Annotated in this window: 12 protein-coding genes and 2 rRNA genes (1 of these 14 cut by a window edge); 1 reads left to right on the top strand and 13 read right to left on the bottom strand. The window is 50.1% G+C overall.

All coding sequences use genetic code 11. The features are described from left to right. Positions 1–129 precede the first annotated feature (129 nt). Entirely contained in the window at positions 130–1,056 is a 927-nt protein-coding gene (locus AC2IBB_RS10790) for an alpha/beta fold hydrolase (protein ID WP_486332858.1), read from the top strand. Positions 1,057–1,183: 127 nt separating this feature from the next. On the opposite strand, the gene AC2IBB_RS10785 is transcribed toward AC2IBB_RS10790, so the two are convergent. The 13 genes from AC2IBB_RS10785 to AC2IBB_RS10725 form a co-directional block, all read right to left on the bottom strand. Further along, positions 1,184–2,593: a tetratricopeptide repeat protein gene (locus AC2IBB_RS10785; protein WP_486332857.1), complete on the bottom strand. Its 1,410-nt coding sequence runs from the start codon at positions 2,591–2,593 to the stop codon at positions 1,184–1,186. A gap of 260 nt (positions 2,594–2,853) precedes the next feature. Then, complete coding sequence (locus tag AC2IBB_RS10780; protein WP_486332856.1) at positions 2,854–3,420, bottom strand: chalcone isomerase family protein; 567 nt, start codon at positions 3,418–3,420, stop codon at positions 2,854–2,856. Positions 3,421–3,787: 367 nt separating this feature from the next. After that, positions 3,788–4,786, bottom strand: coding sequence for an RNA polymerase sigma factor RpoS (gene rpoS / locus AC2IBB_RS10775; protein WP_011395785.1), 999 nt, complete (start codon positions 4,784–4,786; stop codon positions 3,788–3,790). 70 nt (positions 4,787–4,856) lie between these two features. After that, on the bottom strand, positions 4,857–5,561 hold the full coding sequence (locus tag AC2IBB_RS10770) for a peptidoglycan DD-metalloendopeptidase family protein (RefSeq protein WP_486332855.1): 705 nt from the start codon (positions 5,559–5,561) through the stop codon (positions 4,857–4,859). 383 nt (positions 5,562–5,944) lie between these two features. After that, positions 5,945–6,859: a polyprenyl-phosphate transporter gene (locus AC2IBB_RS10765; protein ID WP_486332854.1), complete on the bottom strand. Its 915-nt coding sequence runs from the start codon at positions 6,857–6,859 to the stop codon at positions 5,945–5,947. A gap of 1 nt (position 6,860) precedes the next feature. Further along, complete coding sequence (locus AC2IBB_RS10760; RefSeq protein WP_486332853.1) at positions 6,861–7,523, bottom strand: protein-L-isoaspartate(D-aspartate) O-methyltransferase; 663 nt, start codon at positions 7,521–7,523, stop codon at positions 6,861–6,863. Then, on the bottom strand, positions 7,520–8,269 hold the full coding sequence (gene surE / locus AC2IBB_RS10755) for a 5'/3'-nucleotidase SurE (RefSeq protein WP_486332852.1): 750 nt from the start codon (positions 8,267–8,269) through the stop codon (positions 7,520–7,522). The genes AC2IBB_RS10760 and surE overlap by 4 nt, the downstream gene beginning before the upstream one ends. Positions 8,270–8,377: 108 nt before the next feature. Beyond that, positions 8,378–9,346: a tRNA pseudouridine(13) synthase TruD gene (gene truD, locus AC2IBB_RS10750; RefSeq protein ID WP_486332851.1), complete on the bottom strand. Its 969-nt coding sequence runs from the start codon at positions 9,344–9,346 to the stop codon at positions 8,378–8,380. Between the two features lies 1 nt (position 9,347). Next, positions 9,348–9,839, bottom strand: a complete 492-nt coding sequence (gene ispF, locus AC2IBB_RS10745) for a 2-C-methyl-D-erythritol 2,4-cyclodiphosphate synthase (protein ID WP_486332850.1) — start codon at positions 9,837–9,839, stop codon at positions 9,348–9,350. Next, positions 9,836–10,546, bottom strand: coding sequence for a 2-C-methyl-D-erythritol 4-phosphate cytidylyltransferase (ispD, locus tag AC2IBB_RS10740; RefSeq protein ID WP_486332849.1), 711 nt, complete (start codon positions 10,544–10,546; stop codon positions 9,836–9,838). The genes ispF and ispD overlap by 4 nt, the downstream gene beginning before the upstream one ends. Before the next feature lie 84 nt (positions 10,547–10,630). Then, positions 10,631–10,813 (bottom strand): septum formation initiator family protein, encoded by a 183-nt coding sequence (locus AC2IBB_RS10735; RefSeq protein WP_486332848.1) that lies wholly within the window; start codon positions 10,811–10,813, stop codon positions 10,631–10,633. Between the two features lie 479 nt (positions 10,814–11,292). Continuing rightward, a 5S ribosomal RNA gene (rrf, locus tag AC2IBB_RS10730) occupies positions 11,293–11,405 on the bottom strand. Positions 11,406–11,522: 117 nt separating this feature from the next. Further along, positions 11,523–13,852: ribosomal RNA gene (locus AC2IBB_RS10725) — 23S ribosomal RNA — on the bottom strand; it runs 561 nt beyond the window's last position.

The raw sequence follows: 13,852 nt of genomic DNA, 5'->3' as shown, positions 1-13,852 counted from the left end.
GCAAAGAGTTTCAAGTGACAGTTAGATGACAGTAAATTGAATCTTTTATGAACAGCGTGCTCTTATACACCATCAATATTACAATTTGATGGTAATTTAGTTTCAACCCCGCCCAAGTTGTACAAAAAAATGACTGTTGAATATGCTGCTATCGGCGATATCCAGCTCGCCTATGAAACCTTTGGCTCACAAAAAGATCCCTGCATTCTGCTGATAATGGGCCTTGGCGCTCAAATGCTGGTGTGGCCGGACGCTCTGTGCGAACGTCTGGCTGCAAACGGGTATTTCGTCGTGCGTTTCGACAATCGGGATATTGGCCTCTCCAGCAAAAGCGATGGCGCGGGACATGCCCGTCCAGTCACCAACTTTCTCCGCATGCAGTTCGGTTTGCGGGTGAAAAGCGCTTACACACTGAGCGACTTGGCCAACGACGCCATAGGTCTGCTGAATCACTTGCGGGTCGCCAGCGCTCATCTTGTCGGCGCATCCATGGGCGGTATGATCGCGCAAATCGCCGCCGCCAAATATCCTGAACGGGCGCTCAGTCTGACCTCTATCATGTCCGCTCCTGGCTTTAGCCGCCTCCCCGCCCTAAACCCGGCCAATCTGCTGGCGCTAATCAAGCCAACGCGCCCCAAGTTGCGGGCGGAGGTTATTGAAAGCAAAATCAGTCAGATACGGCGTATTGGCAGTCGCAGCTATCCGTCCTCCCGGTCAGAGTTATTACAGCGAGTAGGTAAAGTGCTCAACAGAAGCAGCGTCGACCACGAGGGACTGCAGAGGCAGGCCAGCGCCATTCTTGCCGAAGGCTCTTTGGTTGAGCTGCAAACGCGCATCATCACGCCAACGCTGGTCATCCATGGCGATGAAGACTCTCTCATCCCCCTCTCAGAAGGCGTCGCCTGCGCCCGCAACATCCGTAACGCGCAACTTGAAGTCATCGCTGGCATGGGCCACGACTTCCCTTCTCCGCTGATAGCCCGCGTCGCCAAAGTCCTGTTGCAGCACGTTGGACAAACCGCCGCTCGCCCTGGAAACGCCTGCGAGCAAGCCTGATATTCACCTGCTTGCGGCCATTGCACCAACGTCGCCTGATGTATTAAAACCCCTTAGTTGTATTCTCGGCGACAGTCGTAAAAAAGGCGGTAGTACCGCCTTTATCATTTCGCCTAACAGTGATCGCTTATGCGCCAGGGTGCAGGGTCAGTAATGCGTTGATATCCAGCTCCCCGCCTCTTCCCAGCTCCAGTTCAAGATACTGACGCATTTTGTCCGCCAGGAAACCGTCTACACCGGGCGAGCCTGCTACGCCATGGGCCACCCAAGCGTCGAAACGGTCATCATTACCCACTACTTGCGCCGCTTCCAGCAACAGCGACTGTTTATAGTCCGACACCAAAGCTTTAAGTCTGTTTTGGGCGGCGATACGCACCTCACTATTGAGACGGCTCTCCATATCCAGATCAGATTCCACCATCGCCGATTTACGAGACAGGCCTATTGTATAGTGATCGTCGTAATAGTCGTCTTCGGAAACCACGCTCACTGGCGTATCGCTGCGGCGACCATCCATTTCCACCACTAATGCCGAACTGGCGGTCTTGGTCAAAATGTAACGCTCGTAGTGATAATCGGAATAAACGTTTTCCAATACAGTCGGCGGAACAATAGAGAAGTCGGTTAATAATGAGTCCAATTTGTGGTCAGCACGATCCAGCCTGCGGCCTTTCTTATCGACTTCATCATCGGCTCTGCGGACGTTATCTCGTTGTCGGGAAACCTTATCTTTCAAACGCTCAACTTCTCGTTTTTGCGAGTCATATTGAGAATCGGTAGGGCTCAGCTTGCTGAGCGCCTTCTCCTCTCTCGCCAGATCACGCTCCAGTGATTCCAGTTCACGTCGTTCACGTTTGAAATCCCGGCGGGCGTCACGCAAGTTATCCTTGGCGCGGTCAAGTTGATACCTCTGGTCTGATACATCGCCTTGCAGACGAATAAAATCTGGGTTACTCACCATCACCTGACCGCTGACATACTGCTGCACTTCAGGGATAACAGACTCGCTCAGATTAAAATGAACCGGCGCCCGGAACATACTCACACGCGCCTCATTGCCTAGTTTGCTGCTTGCTCTATTGACCATCTGCAAACCAGCCACCCCATATCCCAAGTCGTCGCCGAAAATGTGCCGCTCGCTATCCAGCTGAATACGGAATTGGTGTTGTGTCGCCAGAGTCTGATACGCGGAGTTATATCGATCCCAGGCGGACTGCTCACGCGTCGCCTGCGCCACTTTGCCATATAGCACCATGGCTTTACCCAGATTATTGCGGTCATAGGCTGTGTTGGCGGCGCTTCTCACCTCGTTCAACCACGCAGTAAAGTCTCTACGCGCCTGCAGTAACCTGCTCTGTGTATCCTTGTCGTTGGGCTTTAACTTCAAGGCTTCTTCATACCTCTCCACCGCAAGTTCGTAGCGGCCTTGAGCGTAATACTCCTCTCCATCCTTGATCAGGTTACGGTGCGCGCACCCAGTTACAGTCAGAGCCACTAACGCCACACCCGCCAACCTTTTGAAGCGATTCGACAACATTATCTTCCTACACCATTTTCATATTTTTCGTAATTACGACGGAGCCTGATTGTTTACCTCTTGATCCCGTCGCCACTGCCTTCATGTGGATCTATTAAACCCTGCGGCAGCTTAACCATAACTGAATAGAAAAGGTAAAAACGCCAGCGACATGAGTCAGCGTCGAGAAGCAGCAGAGTGGAGCATTCAGATATGAAAAAGGCGGGAACTCCCGCCTTTAGCCATGAAAGCGTGTCGCTTTCACATTGATATCCGCATGACTATTTTGCGCCCAACATTGCCTGCTTAAGATCTTCTTGGGCGGGTTTGTCGGATAACCAAATACCAAACAGGGCTTCTTTAAAAGCTACGCCGCCATCGATAGTGGCCGCAAGTGCATCGTTTTTATACACTTCTACACCTTTGCCGGGAAGATACACTAGGTCAAACTCGTCATTCTCCTGGATCTCCTCATCGAACACGCCAATAAACTTATCGATATTTTCTTTAATTGGCGCCGTATTGCCATTGGTCGCACTCTCGAAGCCCTCAGTGGTGGCCTTCTGCATCTTTTCGCTGGTCACCATACCGGAAACCATGTGCAGCTTGATCGCCATGGGCTCATCCGCTTTCACTATTGCAGAAGCGTCCTTACTGGCCTGAGGCAGGTATAAGCCGCTCACATAGACATCGATGAACCATTTGGAGCGCACGCCGGCGCCATTGAGCTTTAATTCAGACCCCGCTGCGCTGAGCGTGTCGGGGATGTCGACTCCGGCCACTTTCGCGGCCTGCGTGGAAGGGGATAGAACCAGCAAGAGCACAAGTGAAGAGAGAAGTTGTTTCATATTTCATCCCTAGTTGCATTGATTGTTATTTAAATTATTTGCTGCTTTATTGTTTGTAAGCGCTCGACAGCACGGCGTAATTCCGAGCTGGTGAGCGGACTCCATTATAGGCAGCCCGTAAAAGCAGTAGATAGGGTAAAACGGGCAGTTATACCGGGTTATGCGAGCTGGTTCGCAACTATTAATCAAGCAGACAAACAGCTTCCTGCTATTTGTCTGCAACGACAGGGCTCGCACATGCCAAGCCCTGTCTCCCGAGGCCAGACGCCGCGCAGGCGCAAGACAATCCTGACAACAAGTCTAACCGGTCCATTAAAAAAGGGCGCTGGATGCGCCCTTTTTACTGATACTACAGTGTAACCAAAAGTTACTTAAACAGTGTGTCTCCGGTCAAACCTTCTTTCTCCAGCAGTTCGCGCATGCGCTTGAGCGCTTCTACTTGAATCTGGCGCACTCTTTCCCGAGTCAGGCCAATTTCCTGCCCTACTTCTTCCAATGTGCTCATGGGATAACCGCGCAATCCGAAACGACGGGCGATCACTTCCTGTTGTTTGTCAGACAATTGGTCAAGCCAACGGTCCAGACAGCCTTTTAGATCGCTATCCTGTAATAACTCAGCAGGATCATTGCTCGCCTCATCGGCGACGGTATCAAGAAGGGATTTTTCCGCGTTGCCGCCAATCGGCGAATCCACGGAAGTAATGCGCTCGTTCAGACCGAGCATACGTTTTACGTCCTTCACCGGCTTTTCCAACAAGTCGGCGATTTCTTCTGCGCTGGGCTCATGATCCAGTTTCTGGGTCAGTTCGCGAGAGGCGCGAAGATATACATTTAATTCCTTAACTACGTGAATCGGCAAACGGATCGTCCTTGTCTGATTCATGATGGCGCGCTCAATCGTCTGGCGAATCCACCATGTCGCGTAAGTTGAAAATCTGAAGCCGCGTTCGGGATCAAACTTTTCAACGGCGCGAATCAGACCCAGGTTGCCTTCCTCAATGAGATCAAGCAGGCTCAGGCCTCTGTTCACATATCTGCGGGCGATTTTCACAACCAGGCGCAAATTGCTCTCAATCATGCGCTTACGGCCTTTCTCATCGCCACGACGCGCCATGCGCGCAAAATGAACTTCTTCTTCCGGGGTTAATAATGGGGAGAAACCGATTTCGTTCAGATAAATCTGAGTGGCGTCAAGGTTTCTGTAGGATTGGCCTTCGCCTAGGGAGAAACGACCGGTACGTCCTTGATCAATCGAGACAACAACATCACTTTCATCGTCTTCAAACTCTTCAGCCTCAATTTCAGCCAAATCGATATCAACATCGTAAGCTAAATCTTCTGCGTAAGATTCACGTTCTGCTGCCATGATGATGCCCTGCTCTCGTTAACCCCTTACGGGGTATTGATGACGTTTTGTACTTGCTCAATCGCAAGCTTTATCGTTTTGGTAGGTACTTGAGAGGGTCAACCGGATTGCCGTTTTTTCTTATTTCGAAGTGCAACATCGGTCGGTTGGTCCCTGTCTCACCTATCTCGGCTATCTTCTGCCCGCGTTTTATGAGGTCTCCCTCTTTAACCAGTATCTTGCTGTTGTGCGCGTAAGCGCTGATGTATTCATCGCCGTGGCTCAGAATCACCAGCTTGCCGTAACCCAGCAAACCATTACCCGCATACACTACTTCGCCACTGGCCGCCGCTAAAACCGGGTCGCCGATTTTGCCGGCGATATCAACACCTTTATTGATGTCGCCTGCAATAGAAAAAGTATCAATAATCGGGCCATGATGGGGCCACCCCCATCCGGTAACAATTCGATCCGTTTTGCTGGTTACAGGAGCTTTTTTCGATTGTGTATTTTTGTAAACGGGGGCTTGGGCGGACTTGGGTTGAGTAGTTTTCTTGGCTTTAACTGGTGAAGTCTTCTTGGTTTTGGAGGTTGTCTTTTTAGTTTTCTTGGACGGCTGGGCGTTCGCAGTCTGGTAACCGTCCGGCACTACCAAGGATACCCGTTGTCCTGGCTTAATCAGGTATGGGGCGGGTATACGATTGATTCGAGCCAACTCTTTATAATCCCGACCATATCTCCAGGCGATGGAATAGAGAGTATCGCCCTTCTCTACAACATGGCTTCCCCAGTACACCGGCGGGTTAAATCCAGGGTCTCTGTATATAGAAGGAGACGTGCAGGCGCACAGGAATAGCATGATCGACAGAGCAACCGATCTCAAAGCATAAAAAATGCCATTGCCAGTATACAGTCTGTTACAAAACCTGTGTTTTTTGGATTTTAGACAGTGCACTTTTCAGCTTTTTTTAAAACAAAAAGGAATTAATACAGCCTAGATTATTCTCATTATTTACAAAAGTTTCTAAATTGAACTCCTAAGTAGTTAAATTACAACTATATTCTGTAGAGTTATAGATTCAATGCCGTCGGGTTCGCTCGTTATACCTGATACCATAGGTAACACCAACAAGGAAAATAAGTAACACTAACGTGATTTAATTTCCTAAAAGTAAAGTCTCATTTTTGATAACCAAGTCTCACTTTCTCCAGTGCAACAACCATTAACGCACCAGCGGCGAACAAAGCGGCAACCATCAACACTTGCGCCGGCTCCCCTGTAATAACCTCATAGCGAGAAGGGAAGACATTCGCCTGCACAAGGGGGACTTGAGCCCCATGAGAATCAATACGATATTCCAGCGTATACTTCCATGGCCAGACTTTATTGAGAGCGCCCAGCATAAAGCCGGTCAGTACAGCGAGGGTGTAGTCGTGGTAACGTCTTAATAACCAGCTTAGCAGGTGGGTGAACGACAGCAAGCCAATCAAACATCCTGAGGCGAAAATGGCCAAAGGCACTATTTCAAAGCCCTTCACAGCCGCTAGGACCGGACCGTAAATGCCCAAGAGCAAAAGTAGAAAGCTGCCGGAAACGCCAGGCAGGATCATCGCGCAAATAGCGATGGCGCCACTAATAAACAAATTCAGGTAAGTAGGCTCCAGACTGGTGGGACTCAATGCGGTCAACGCATAAGCCACCGCGGCTCCCAATCCAATCAACAATGCGGTAAGCGCATTTTTGTCTCTAATCGCCTTCCCCACAAACCAGACGGAGCCGAAAATCAGTCCAAAGAAAAAAGCCCATATCAGATTAGGGTGACTCTGTAACAGAGTGCTGATAATTCTGGACAGCGTAAAGACACTGGTGAGAATGCCAGCAAACAATGTCGCCAGAAAAGTACCATCAATATCCTTCCAGACTGCCGCAAACCCTTGCTTGCGCCAAATGCTAATCAGCCCCGGACGAATACGCCCAAGAGCGGAAATAAGTCTTTCATATATTCCAGAAATAAATGCGATCGTACCGCCGGAAACACCCGGAACAATATCCGCAGCCCCCATGGCCACGCCTTTCAGATATGTCTTCCACATGTTATCGAACAACGCCTCCTAATAAAGGCACAAATCGAACCTGCTCCAAACTGCTCTCCTCTATTTCAGCGCCTTGCTTTTTGTAGACTTTCAGCATTTGCTCACTTCCACTGCCAACCGGAATCACAAGCCGGCCGCCATCCGCGAGCTGTTCCAACAATTCCTGAGGCGTCTGTTCGGGCGCCGCAGTCACCATTATCGCGTCAAAAGGACCTTGTTCCGGCCATCCCCAGCGTCCGTCGGATAGTTTTGCGCTAACGTTATTCAACTTCAGCGCTTTGAACCTCAGTTTCGCTTTTTCCAACAATGGCGCAATACGCTCAACGGTATAAACCTGCGTCGACAACCTGGCCAACAACGCCGTTTGATAACCAGAACCAGCACCGACCTCCAATACCCGTTTGGGTTTCCAGCCGCCACATAACAGCTCTGTCATACGAGCGACAATATAGGGCTGAGAAATCGTCTGGGAGTGCCCTATCGGCAGTGCAGTATCTTCATAGGCCCGATGCGCCAGCGCCTCATCGACAAAGATATGCCGAGGGATTTCCGTCATCGCCTCCAATACCGCTTCGTTCTGAATTCCGTTATTCCGCAAGCGCTCAATCAAACGCAGACGCGTACGCCGCGATGTCATGCCAATGCCTTGCAAGTCGAAGTTCACTCCGTCTCTCCCAGCCAATCTTGTAATTGGTTAAAAGCATCGTAGCGAGTCATGTCCACATGAATAGGCGTAATGGAAACGTAGTTGTGCTCAACTGCGTAAAAGTCAGTGCCCGATCCAGCATCGTCACCTTCTCCGGCTGCTGCAATCCAGTAACGCTTACGGCCACGCGGGTCCACTATTTCATGCGGCTCTCCGCCTTTCAAACGATGCCCTAGGCGAGTCAATTGAATACCTCGAATATCCTCCAACGGCACATCTGGGACATTCACGTTTAGCACCGTGCGCGGAGCAATAGGCGATTTCAACTGCCTTAATAGTAAGTTGGCGACCACTTTCGCCGCTGTAGCGTAATTCTCTTGCCCTCTGTTCACTAATGACACAGCTATCGCCGGGTGCGCCAAAAAGCGACCTTCCATTGCCGCCGCAACGGTGCCAGAGTACAAAACATCGTCTCCGAGATTAGCGTGAGTGTTGATGCCGGATACTACTCGCTCGGCCGCATACCCAAACATTTCACTCAACCCCATATGCACACAGTCTGTAGGCGTGCCATCAACAGCGAAGAAGCCCTGAGAAGTTTTCTGCAAAATCAAAGGACGCGTCAGCGTCAAAGAATTACTCGCTCCGCTATGATCTCTGTCAGGCGCAATCACTCGGATCTCAGCAATATTTTTCAGCTCATCCGCCAAAGCAGACAATCCTGGCGCATGCACACCGTCGTCATTGGACAATAATAATTTCACTACCGCTATTTCCTTTTTTCGCCACTCCTCATGATCTGCATTCAGCAGCTGCTAACCGTCGTCGCAGAGGCAATGGAAGAGGCTGTTAGTAAACAGGTTTGGCTGAAGTCAGTGTAATCTAAATACTTGATCCAGCAATACAGAAGCGAAGCAGCCGGAGCCAAGAGAAAATGTCAACTCAATATCATCATCGAGCCACCGCCAACTCATATCTACAGGCTTGGCGACAAAAGGCCTCCGCGCAGTCCGCGCGCCGTCTTTGTGAATAGCTGTCAGCCACTCTGATAAAGGCGCTGTTCGCAGTTGCTCAACCTCCCCAGCCGCCCCTGACAAAAACTCAGGGCCGCCCAGCATTGGACCAGTAGGAGTGATGAATTCGCTTGGAACAGGACTGGCGGCGGCCCCTCCTTCATCCCCATCAATCATTGTCGACCAGTCACCTCGACGAATCCGTTCAGCCAGAATTTCATTAAACAGATAAGAACGCGCCGCAGACAAATACATCCCCAAATGGGCTTTCTTTTTCGGTTTCTGGCCTTCTACGAACCATGCGTGCGCACGTTGCAAGTTATAACCATCATGACCAAAACGCTGATCTCCGAAATAGTTAGGAAAGCCATTCGCCTGAATGGATGAAAGCCTCTCATCGATTTGCTCGTGAACGCCTTCCACTTGCCTTACCCAAATCTTAAAAGCATTTCCAGAATGATCGCCACGGCGTAATTTTTTTTGCGTACGAGTAACGCTGAGAACTTCTACGCCCTCAATTTGTAACTGACTCCAATCTGGCTCAGGACGTTTCCCCAAATAAACGGAGAACCATTGTCTCGTCACTGCATGACGATCCTTCAATCCCATCAGCCCAATATCAAAATCACGCACCCCACAAAAACGCGCGATATTGCGAGATACCCACTCGGTATTTTGCCCGCGTTTTTCAACGTGCAGTAAAATGTGCTCGCCAATCGCTTCCGGCTGTGCCCATAGCTCTTCTACATAAAAGTCTTCTGGTGATTGCCGCCAAACTCCTGGAGCCTTATCAAGCCACAATCCAGGGAAGTTAAGGTCAAAGTTCATATTAATTTACCTGCGCCTCAAGCAAAGCCACCGCATGACAGGCAATGCCTTCCTTACGGCCGGTGTAGCCCAGTTTTTCTGTGGTAGTAGCTTTTACGTTTATACGATCAATCGAAACATTGCAGTCAGCCGCTATATTGACCCGCATATCTTCTATATGAGGCGCCATCTTAGGGGACTGAGCCACAACAGTCCCATCAATATTTCCTACTTTGTATCCCTTTTGATGCAGCTTTTTTACCACAGAGCGTAGCAAATCCCGGCTATCCGCACCGGAGTATGAGGGGTCGGTATCAGGAAAATGTCCGCCAATATCTCCCAAAGCAGCAGCCCCCAACAATGCATCACATATAGCATGAAGTAGGACGTCTCCATCAGAGTGAGCTTTCAAGCCGCGCTCGTAAGGAATACTAACGCCTCCGATAACAATAAAGTCGCCACTTTCAGCGAATGCGTGGACATCAAACCCATGTCCAATTCGAAACGTACTCATTTTTCTTCCTGCATAACTCGACGTAAAAATATTTCCGCTAGAAGCAAATCTTGGGGGTGAGTAATCTTGATGTTATCACTATGCCCCTCAACCATTACCGGTTTTAAACCCTGAGCTTCGATGGCCGAAGCTTCATCGGTAATATTTATACCCTTCTCTACACCTTGCCTTAAAGCCGCCAATAGAACGCCAAACCGAAACATTTGTGGAGTATACGCCCGCCAGAGATTAGTCCGAGGCACCGTATCCAACACTTCACCTGTCGCATTAGTTCTTTTTACTGTGTCTGTTACAGGAACACCTAGAAGCCCCCCAGGCTGAGTATTCCATAACAGCTTTATTAGATTGGAAATATCTTTGATGCGAAAACAGGGGCGGGCAACATCGTGGACGAGCACCCAATCGTCAAGAGAGGCATGAGGCTCTATCTCCACTAAGGCATTAAGCACCGAAGCCGAGCGCTCCGCACCTCCAATAACGGGTATTGCCCGTTCAGTATATTTATCAGCAATTTCAGGCCACCATTTATCTTGCGGGTGAAGAGGCAAGTAAATCTGTGATATTTCAGGTGCTGACAATAATCGATCCAGCGTATGCTCAAGAACGCTTCGATCAATCAATTTCAAATACTGCTTAGGGCATTCGCCCCCCATGCGAGAACCAACGCCTGCGGCGGGCACTATCACCCAAAGCTTAAGCTCTTCCATACTGTTTACAAACACTAACCATGCTCGATTTCTGCCAAAACCGGGCTAGTATCTGTGAAGCGAACAAGGAAAATCAAGAAAGGTTCAGTTTTCGATGAGCAAATAAAACTTTTCGTCAGGATAGACCATCCCTAACTGACTTCGGGCTCTCTCCTCTATAGCGCTCTGCGCGAGTTTCAACTCCATCACTTCAGCTTCCAGTCTGCGGTTTCTTTCCGTCAATTGCTCATTCTCGTCTTTCTGGGCCTCGATCTGCCGATCCAACACCCAAGCCTGCGCGAATGAACCTTCACCCACCCAAAGACGAAATTGAAGGACGCTGATAATTAGCGTCAGAACTGTCCACAACCAATTTACACGCATAGCAGAACGACAATGAGGTTATATTTTCGTCGTCAATGACATTTTGCGTCCCTGCTGCTTCAAGCAAGTTCCGCCGTGATAATTTACTTTTTGGTAGGGCGGAATCGCTTATTTTATAGACTCCATTATTTATAGTCGATAAGTGTTGATAATTTCCAGCAGAAAACACTTATAACTACATAAATTTAATGACATTTTTTTCTCAAAATTTAGCTATATCAAAATAAGCCAGAGCAATTAGGGGTAGATGAAGAAGCATCCTAGAATAGTAAGAGAAACTTGGGCGTCACTTTGGAAGGGCCCGGAGCGAGCTTATGTTTCGGCCTGGGCTAAATGACAGGCATAAAAAAACCCGCCACAAGGACGGGTTCTTCGTATTAAGAGCCTGACGACGACCTACTCTTGCATGGGAATCCACACTACCATCGGCGCTGGACTGTTTCACTTCTGAGTTCGGAATGGGATCAGGTGGTTCCAGTCCGCTATGATCATCAGGCAAAACTGTTAAGCTTTGTCTTAGTTCTAGCTTGTCTAGTTGGCGCTTGGTCAGAAGACCTTTAACTTGGATAAGCAGTTATACTCAATCAATACCGGTAAATTACTTCGGTGTTATATGGTCAAGCCTCTCGGGCAATTAGTACTGGTTAGCTCAACGCCTCGCAGCGCTTACACACCCAGCCTATCAACCTCGTGGTCTACAAGGGCCCTTTAGGAGGATCAAGTCCTCAGGGAGATCTTATCTTGAAGGGGGCTTCCCGCTTAGATGCTTTCAGCGGTTATCCCGTCCGAACGTAGCTACCGGGCAATGCGATTGGCATCACAACCCGAACACCAGCGGTTCGTTCACTCCGGTCCTCTCGTACTAGGAGCAACTCTCCTCAAATCTCCAACGTCCACGGCAGATAGGGACCGAACTGTCTCACGACGTTCTAAACCCAGCTCGCGTACCACTTTAAATGGCGAACAGCCATACCCTTGGGACCGGCTTCAGCCCCAGGATGTGATGAGCCGACATCGAGGTGCCAAACACCGCCGTCGATGTGAACTCTTGGGCGGTATCAGCCTGTTATCCCCGGAGTACCTTTTATCCGTTGAGCGATGGCCCTTCCATACAGAACCACCGGATCACTAAGACCTACTTTCGTACCTGCTCGACGTGTTTGTCTCGCAGTTAAGCGCGCTTATGCCTTTACACTAACCGTACGATGTCCGACCGTACTTAGCGCACCTTCGTGCTCCTCCGTTACTCTTTTGGAGGAGACCGCCCCAGTCAAACTACCCACCACACAGTGTCCTCGACCGGGATTACCAGTCAGAGTTAGAACCTCAAACATGCCAGGGTGGTATTTCAAGGATGGCTCCACGAGAACTGGCGTCCTCGCTTCAAAGCCTCCCACCTATCCTACACAAGCAGGTTCAAAGTCCACTGTGAAGCTATAGTAAAGGTTCACGGGGTCTTTCCGTCTAGCCGCGGATACACTGCATCTTCACAGCGATTTCAATTTCACTGAGTCTCGGGTGGAGACAGCGCCCCCATCGTTACGCCATTCGTGCAGGTCGGAACTTACCCGACAAGGAATTTCGCTACCTTAGGACCGTTATAGTTACGGCCGCCGTTTACCGGGGCTTCGATCAAGAGCTTCGCTTACGCTAACCCCATCAATTAACCTTCCGGCACCGGGCAGGCGTCACACCCTATACGTCCACTTTCGTGTTTGCAGAGTGCTGTGTTTTTAATAAACAGTCGCAGGGGCCTGGTATCTTCGACCGCCTTCCGCTCCAGCCGCAGGGCTTTCACGTACATGACGGCGTGCCTTCTCCCGAAGTTACGGCACCATTTTGCCTAGTTCCTTCACCCGAGTTCTCTCAAGCGCCTTGGTATTCTCTACCTGACCACCTGTGTCGGTTTGGGGTACGGTTTCGTATTGCCTGAAGCTTAGAGGCTTTTCCTGGAAGCTGGGCATCAATCACTTCACTCTCTTAAAGAGAGCTCGTCATCACCCCTCAGCATTGTGTGTCCGGATTTGCCTAAACACACTGCCTACAGGCTTAAACCTGGACTACCAATCCCAGGCTGACCTAGCCTTCTCCGTCCCCCCATCGCAGCAATACAAAGTATCGGAATTTTAACCGATTTCCCATCGACTACACCTTTCGGTCTCGCCTTAGGGGCCGACTCACCCTGCGCCGATTAGCGTTGCGCAGGAACCCTTGGTCTTCCGGCGTGCGGGTTTTTCACCCGCATTATCGTTACTCATGTCAGCATTCGCACTTCTGATACCTCCAGCAGACCTCTCGATCCACCTTCATCAGCTTACAGAACGCTCCCCTACCACTCATCCATTGGATGAATCCGCAGCTTCGGCGCCATGTTTGAGCCCCGTTACATCTTCCGCGCAGGCCGACTCGACTAGTGAGCTATTACGCTTTCTTTAAAGGATGGCTGCTTCTAAGCCAACCTCCTAGCTGTCTGTGCCTTCCCACATCGTTTCCCACTTAACATGGACTTGGGGGCCTTAGCTGGCGGTCTGGGTTGTTTCCCTCTTCACGACGGACGTTAGCACCCGCCGTGTGTCTCCCGGATATCACTCTACGGTATTCGGAGTTTGCATGGGGTTGGTAAGTCGAGATGACCCCCTAGCCCAAACAGTGCTCTACCCCCGTAGGTGTTCGTCCGAGGCGCTACCTAAATAGCTTTCGGGGAGAACCAGCTATCTCCGAGTTTGATTGGCCTTTCACCCCCAGCCACAAGTCATCCGAATCTTTTTCAACAGATTTCGGTTCGGTCCTCCAGTTGATGTTACTCAACCTTCAACCTGCCCATGGCTAGATCACTCGGTTTCGGGTCTACGCCTAGCGACTAATTCGCCCTATTCAGACTCGGTTTCCCTACGCCTCCCCTATTCGGTTAAGCTCGCCACTAAACGTAAGTCGCTGACCCAT

The organism is Hahella sp. NS-SX17 (assembly GCF_057367735.1).
This window is presented reverse-complemented; position numbering and strand designations above follow the sequence as displayed.

Coding starts and splice junctions, on each gene's coding strand:
- AC2IBB_RS10790 (WP_486332858.1), top strand. CDS start 130: ATGACTGTTGAATATGCTGCTATCGGCGATATCCAGCTCGCCTATGAA.
- AC2IBB_RS10785 (WP_486332857.1), bottom strand. CDS start 2,593: ATGTTGTCGAATCGCTTCAAAAGGTTGGCGGGTGTGGCGTTAGTGGCT.
- AC2IBB_RS10780 (WP_486332856.1), bottom strand. CDS start 3,420: ATGAAACAACTTCTCTCTTCACTTGTGCTCTTGCTGGTTCTATCCCCT.
- rpoS (WP_011395785.1), bottom strand. CDS start 4,786: ATGGCAGCAGAACGTGAATCTTACGCAGAAGATTTAGCTTACGATGTT.
- AC2IBB_RS10765 (WP_486332854.1), bottom strand. CDS start 6,859: ATGTGGAAGACATATCTGAAAGGCGTGGCCATGGGGGCTGCGGATATT.
- truD (WP_486332851.1), bottom strand. CDS start 9,346: ATGAACTTTGACCTTAACTTCCCTGGATTGTGGCTTGATAAGGCTCCA.
- ispF (WP_486332850.1), bottom strand. CDS start 9,839: ATGAGTACGTTTCGAATTGGACATGGGTTTGATGTCCACGCATTCGCT.
- ispD (WP_486332849.1), bottom strand. CDS start 10,546: ATGGAAGAGCTTAAGCTTTGGGTGATAGTGCCCGCCGCAGGCGTTGGT.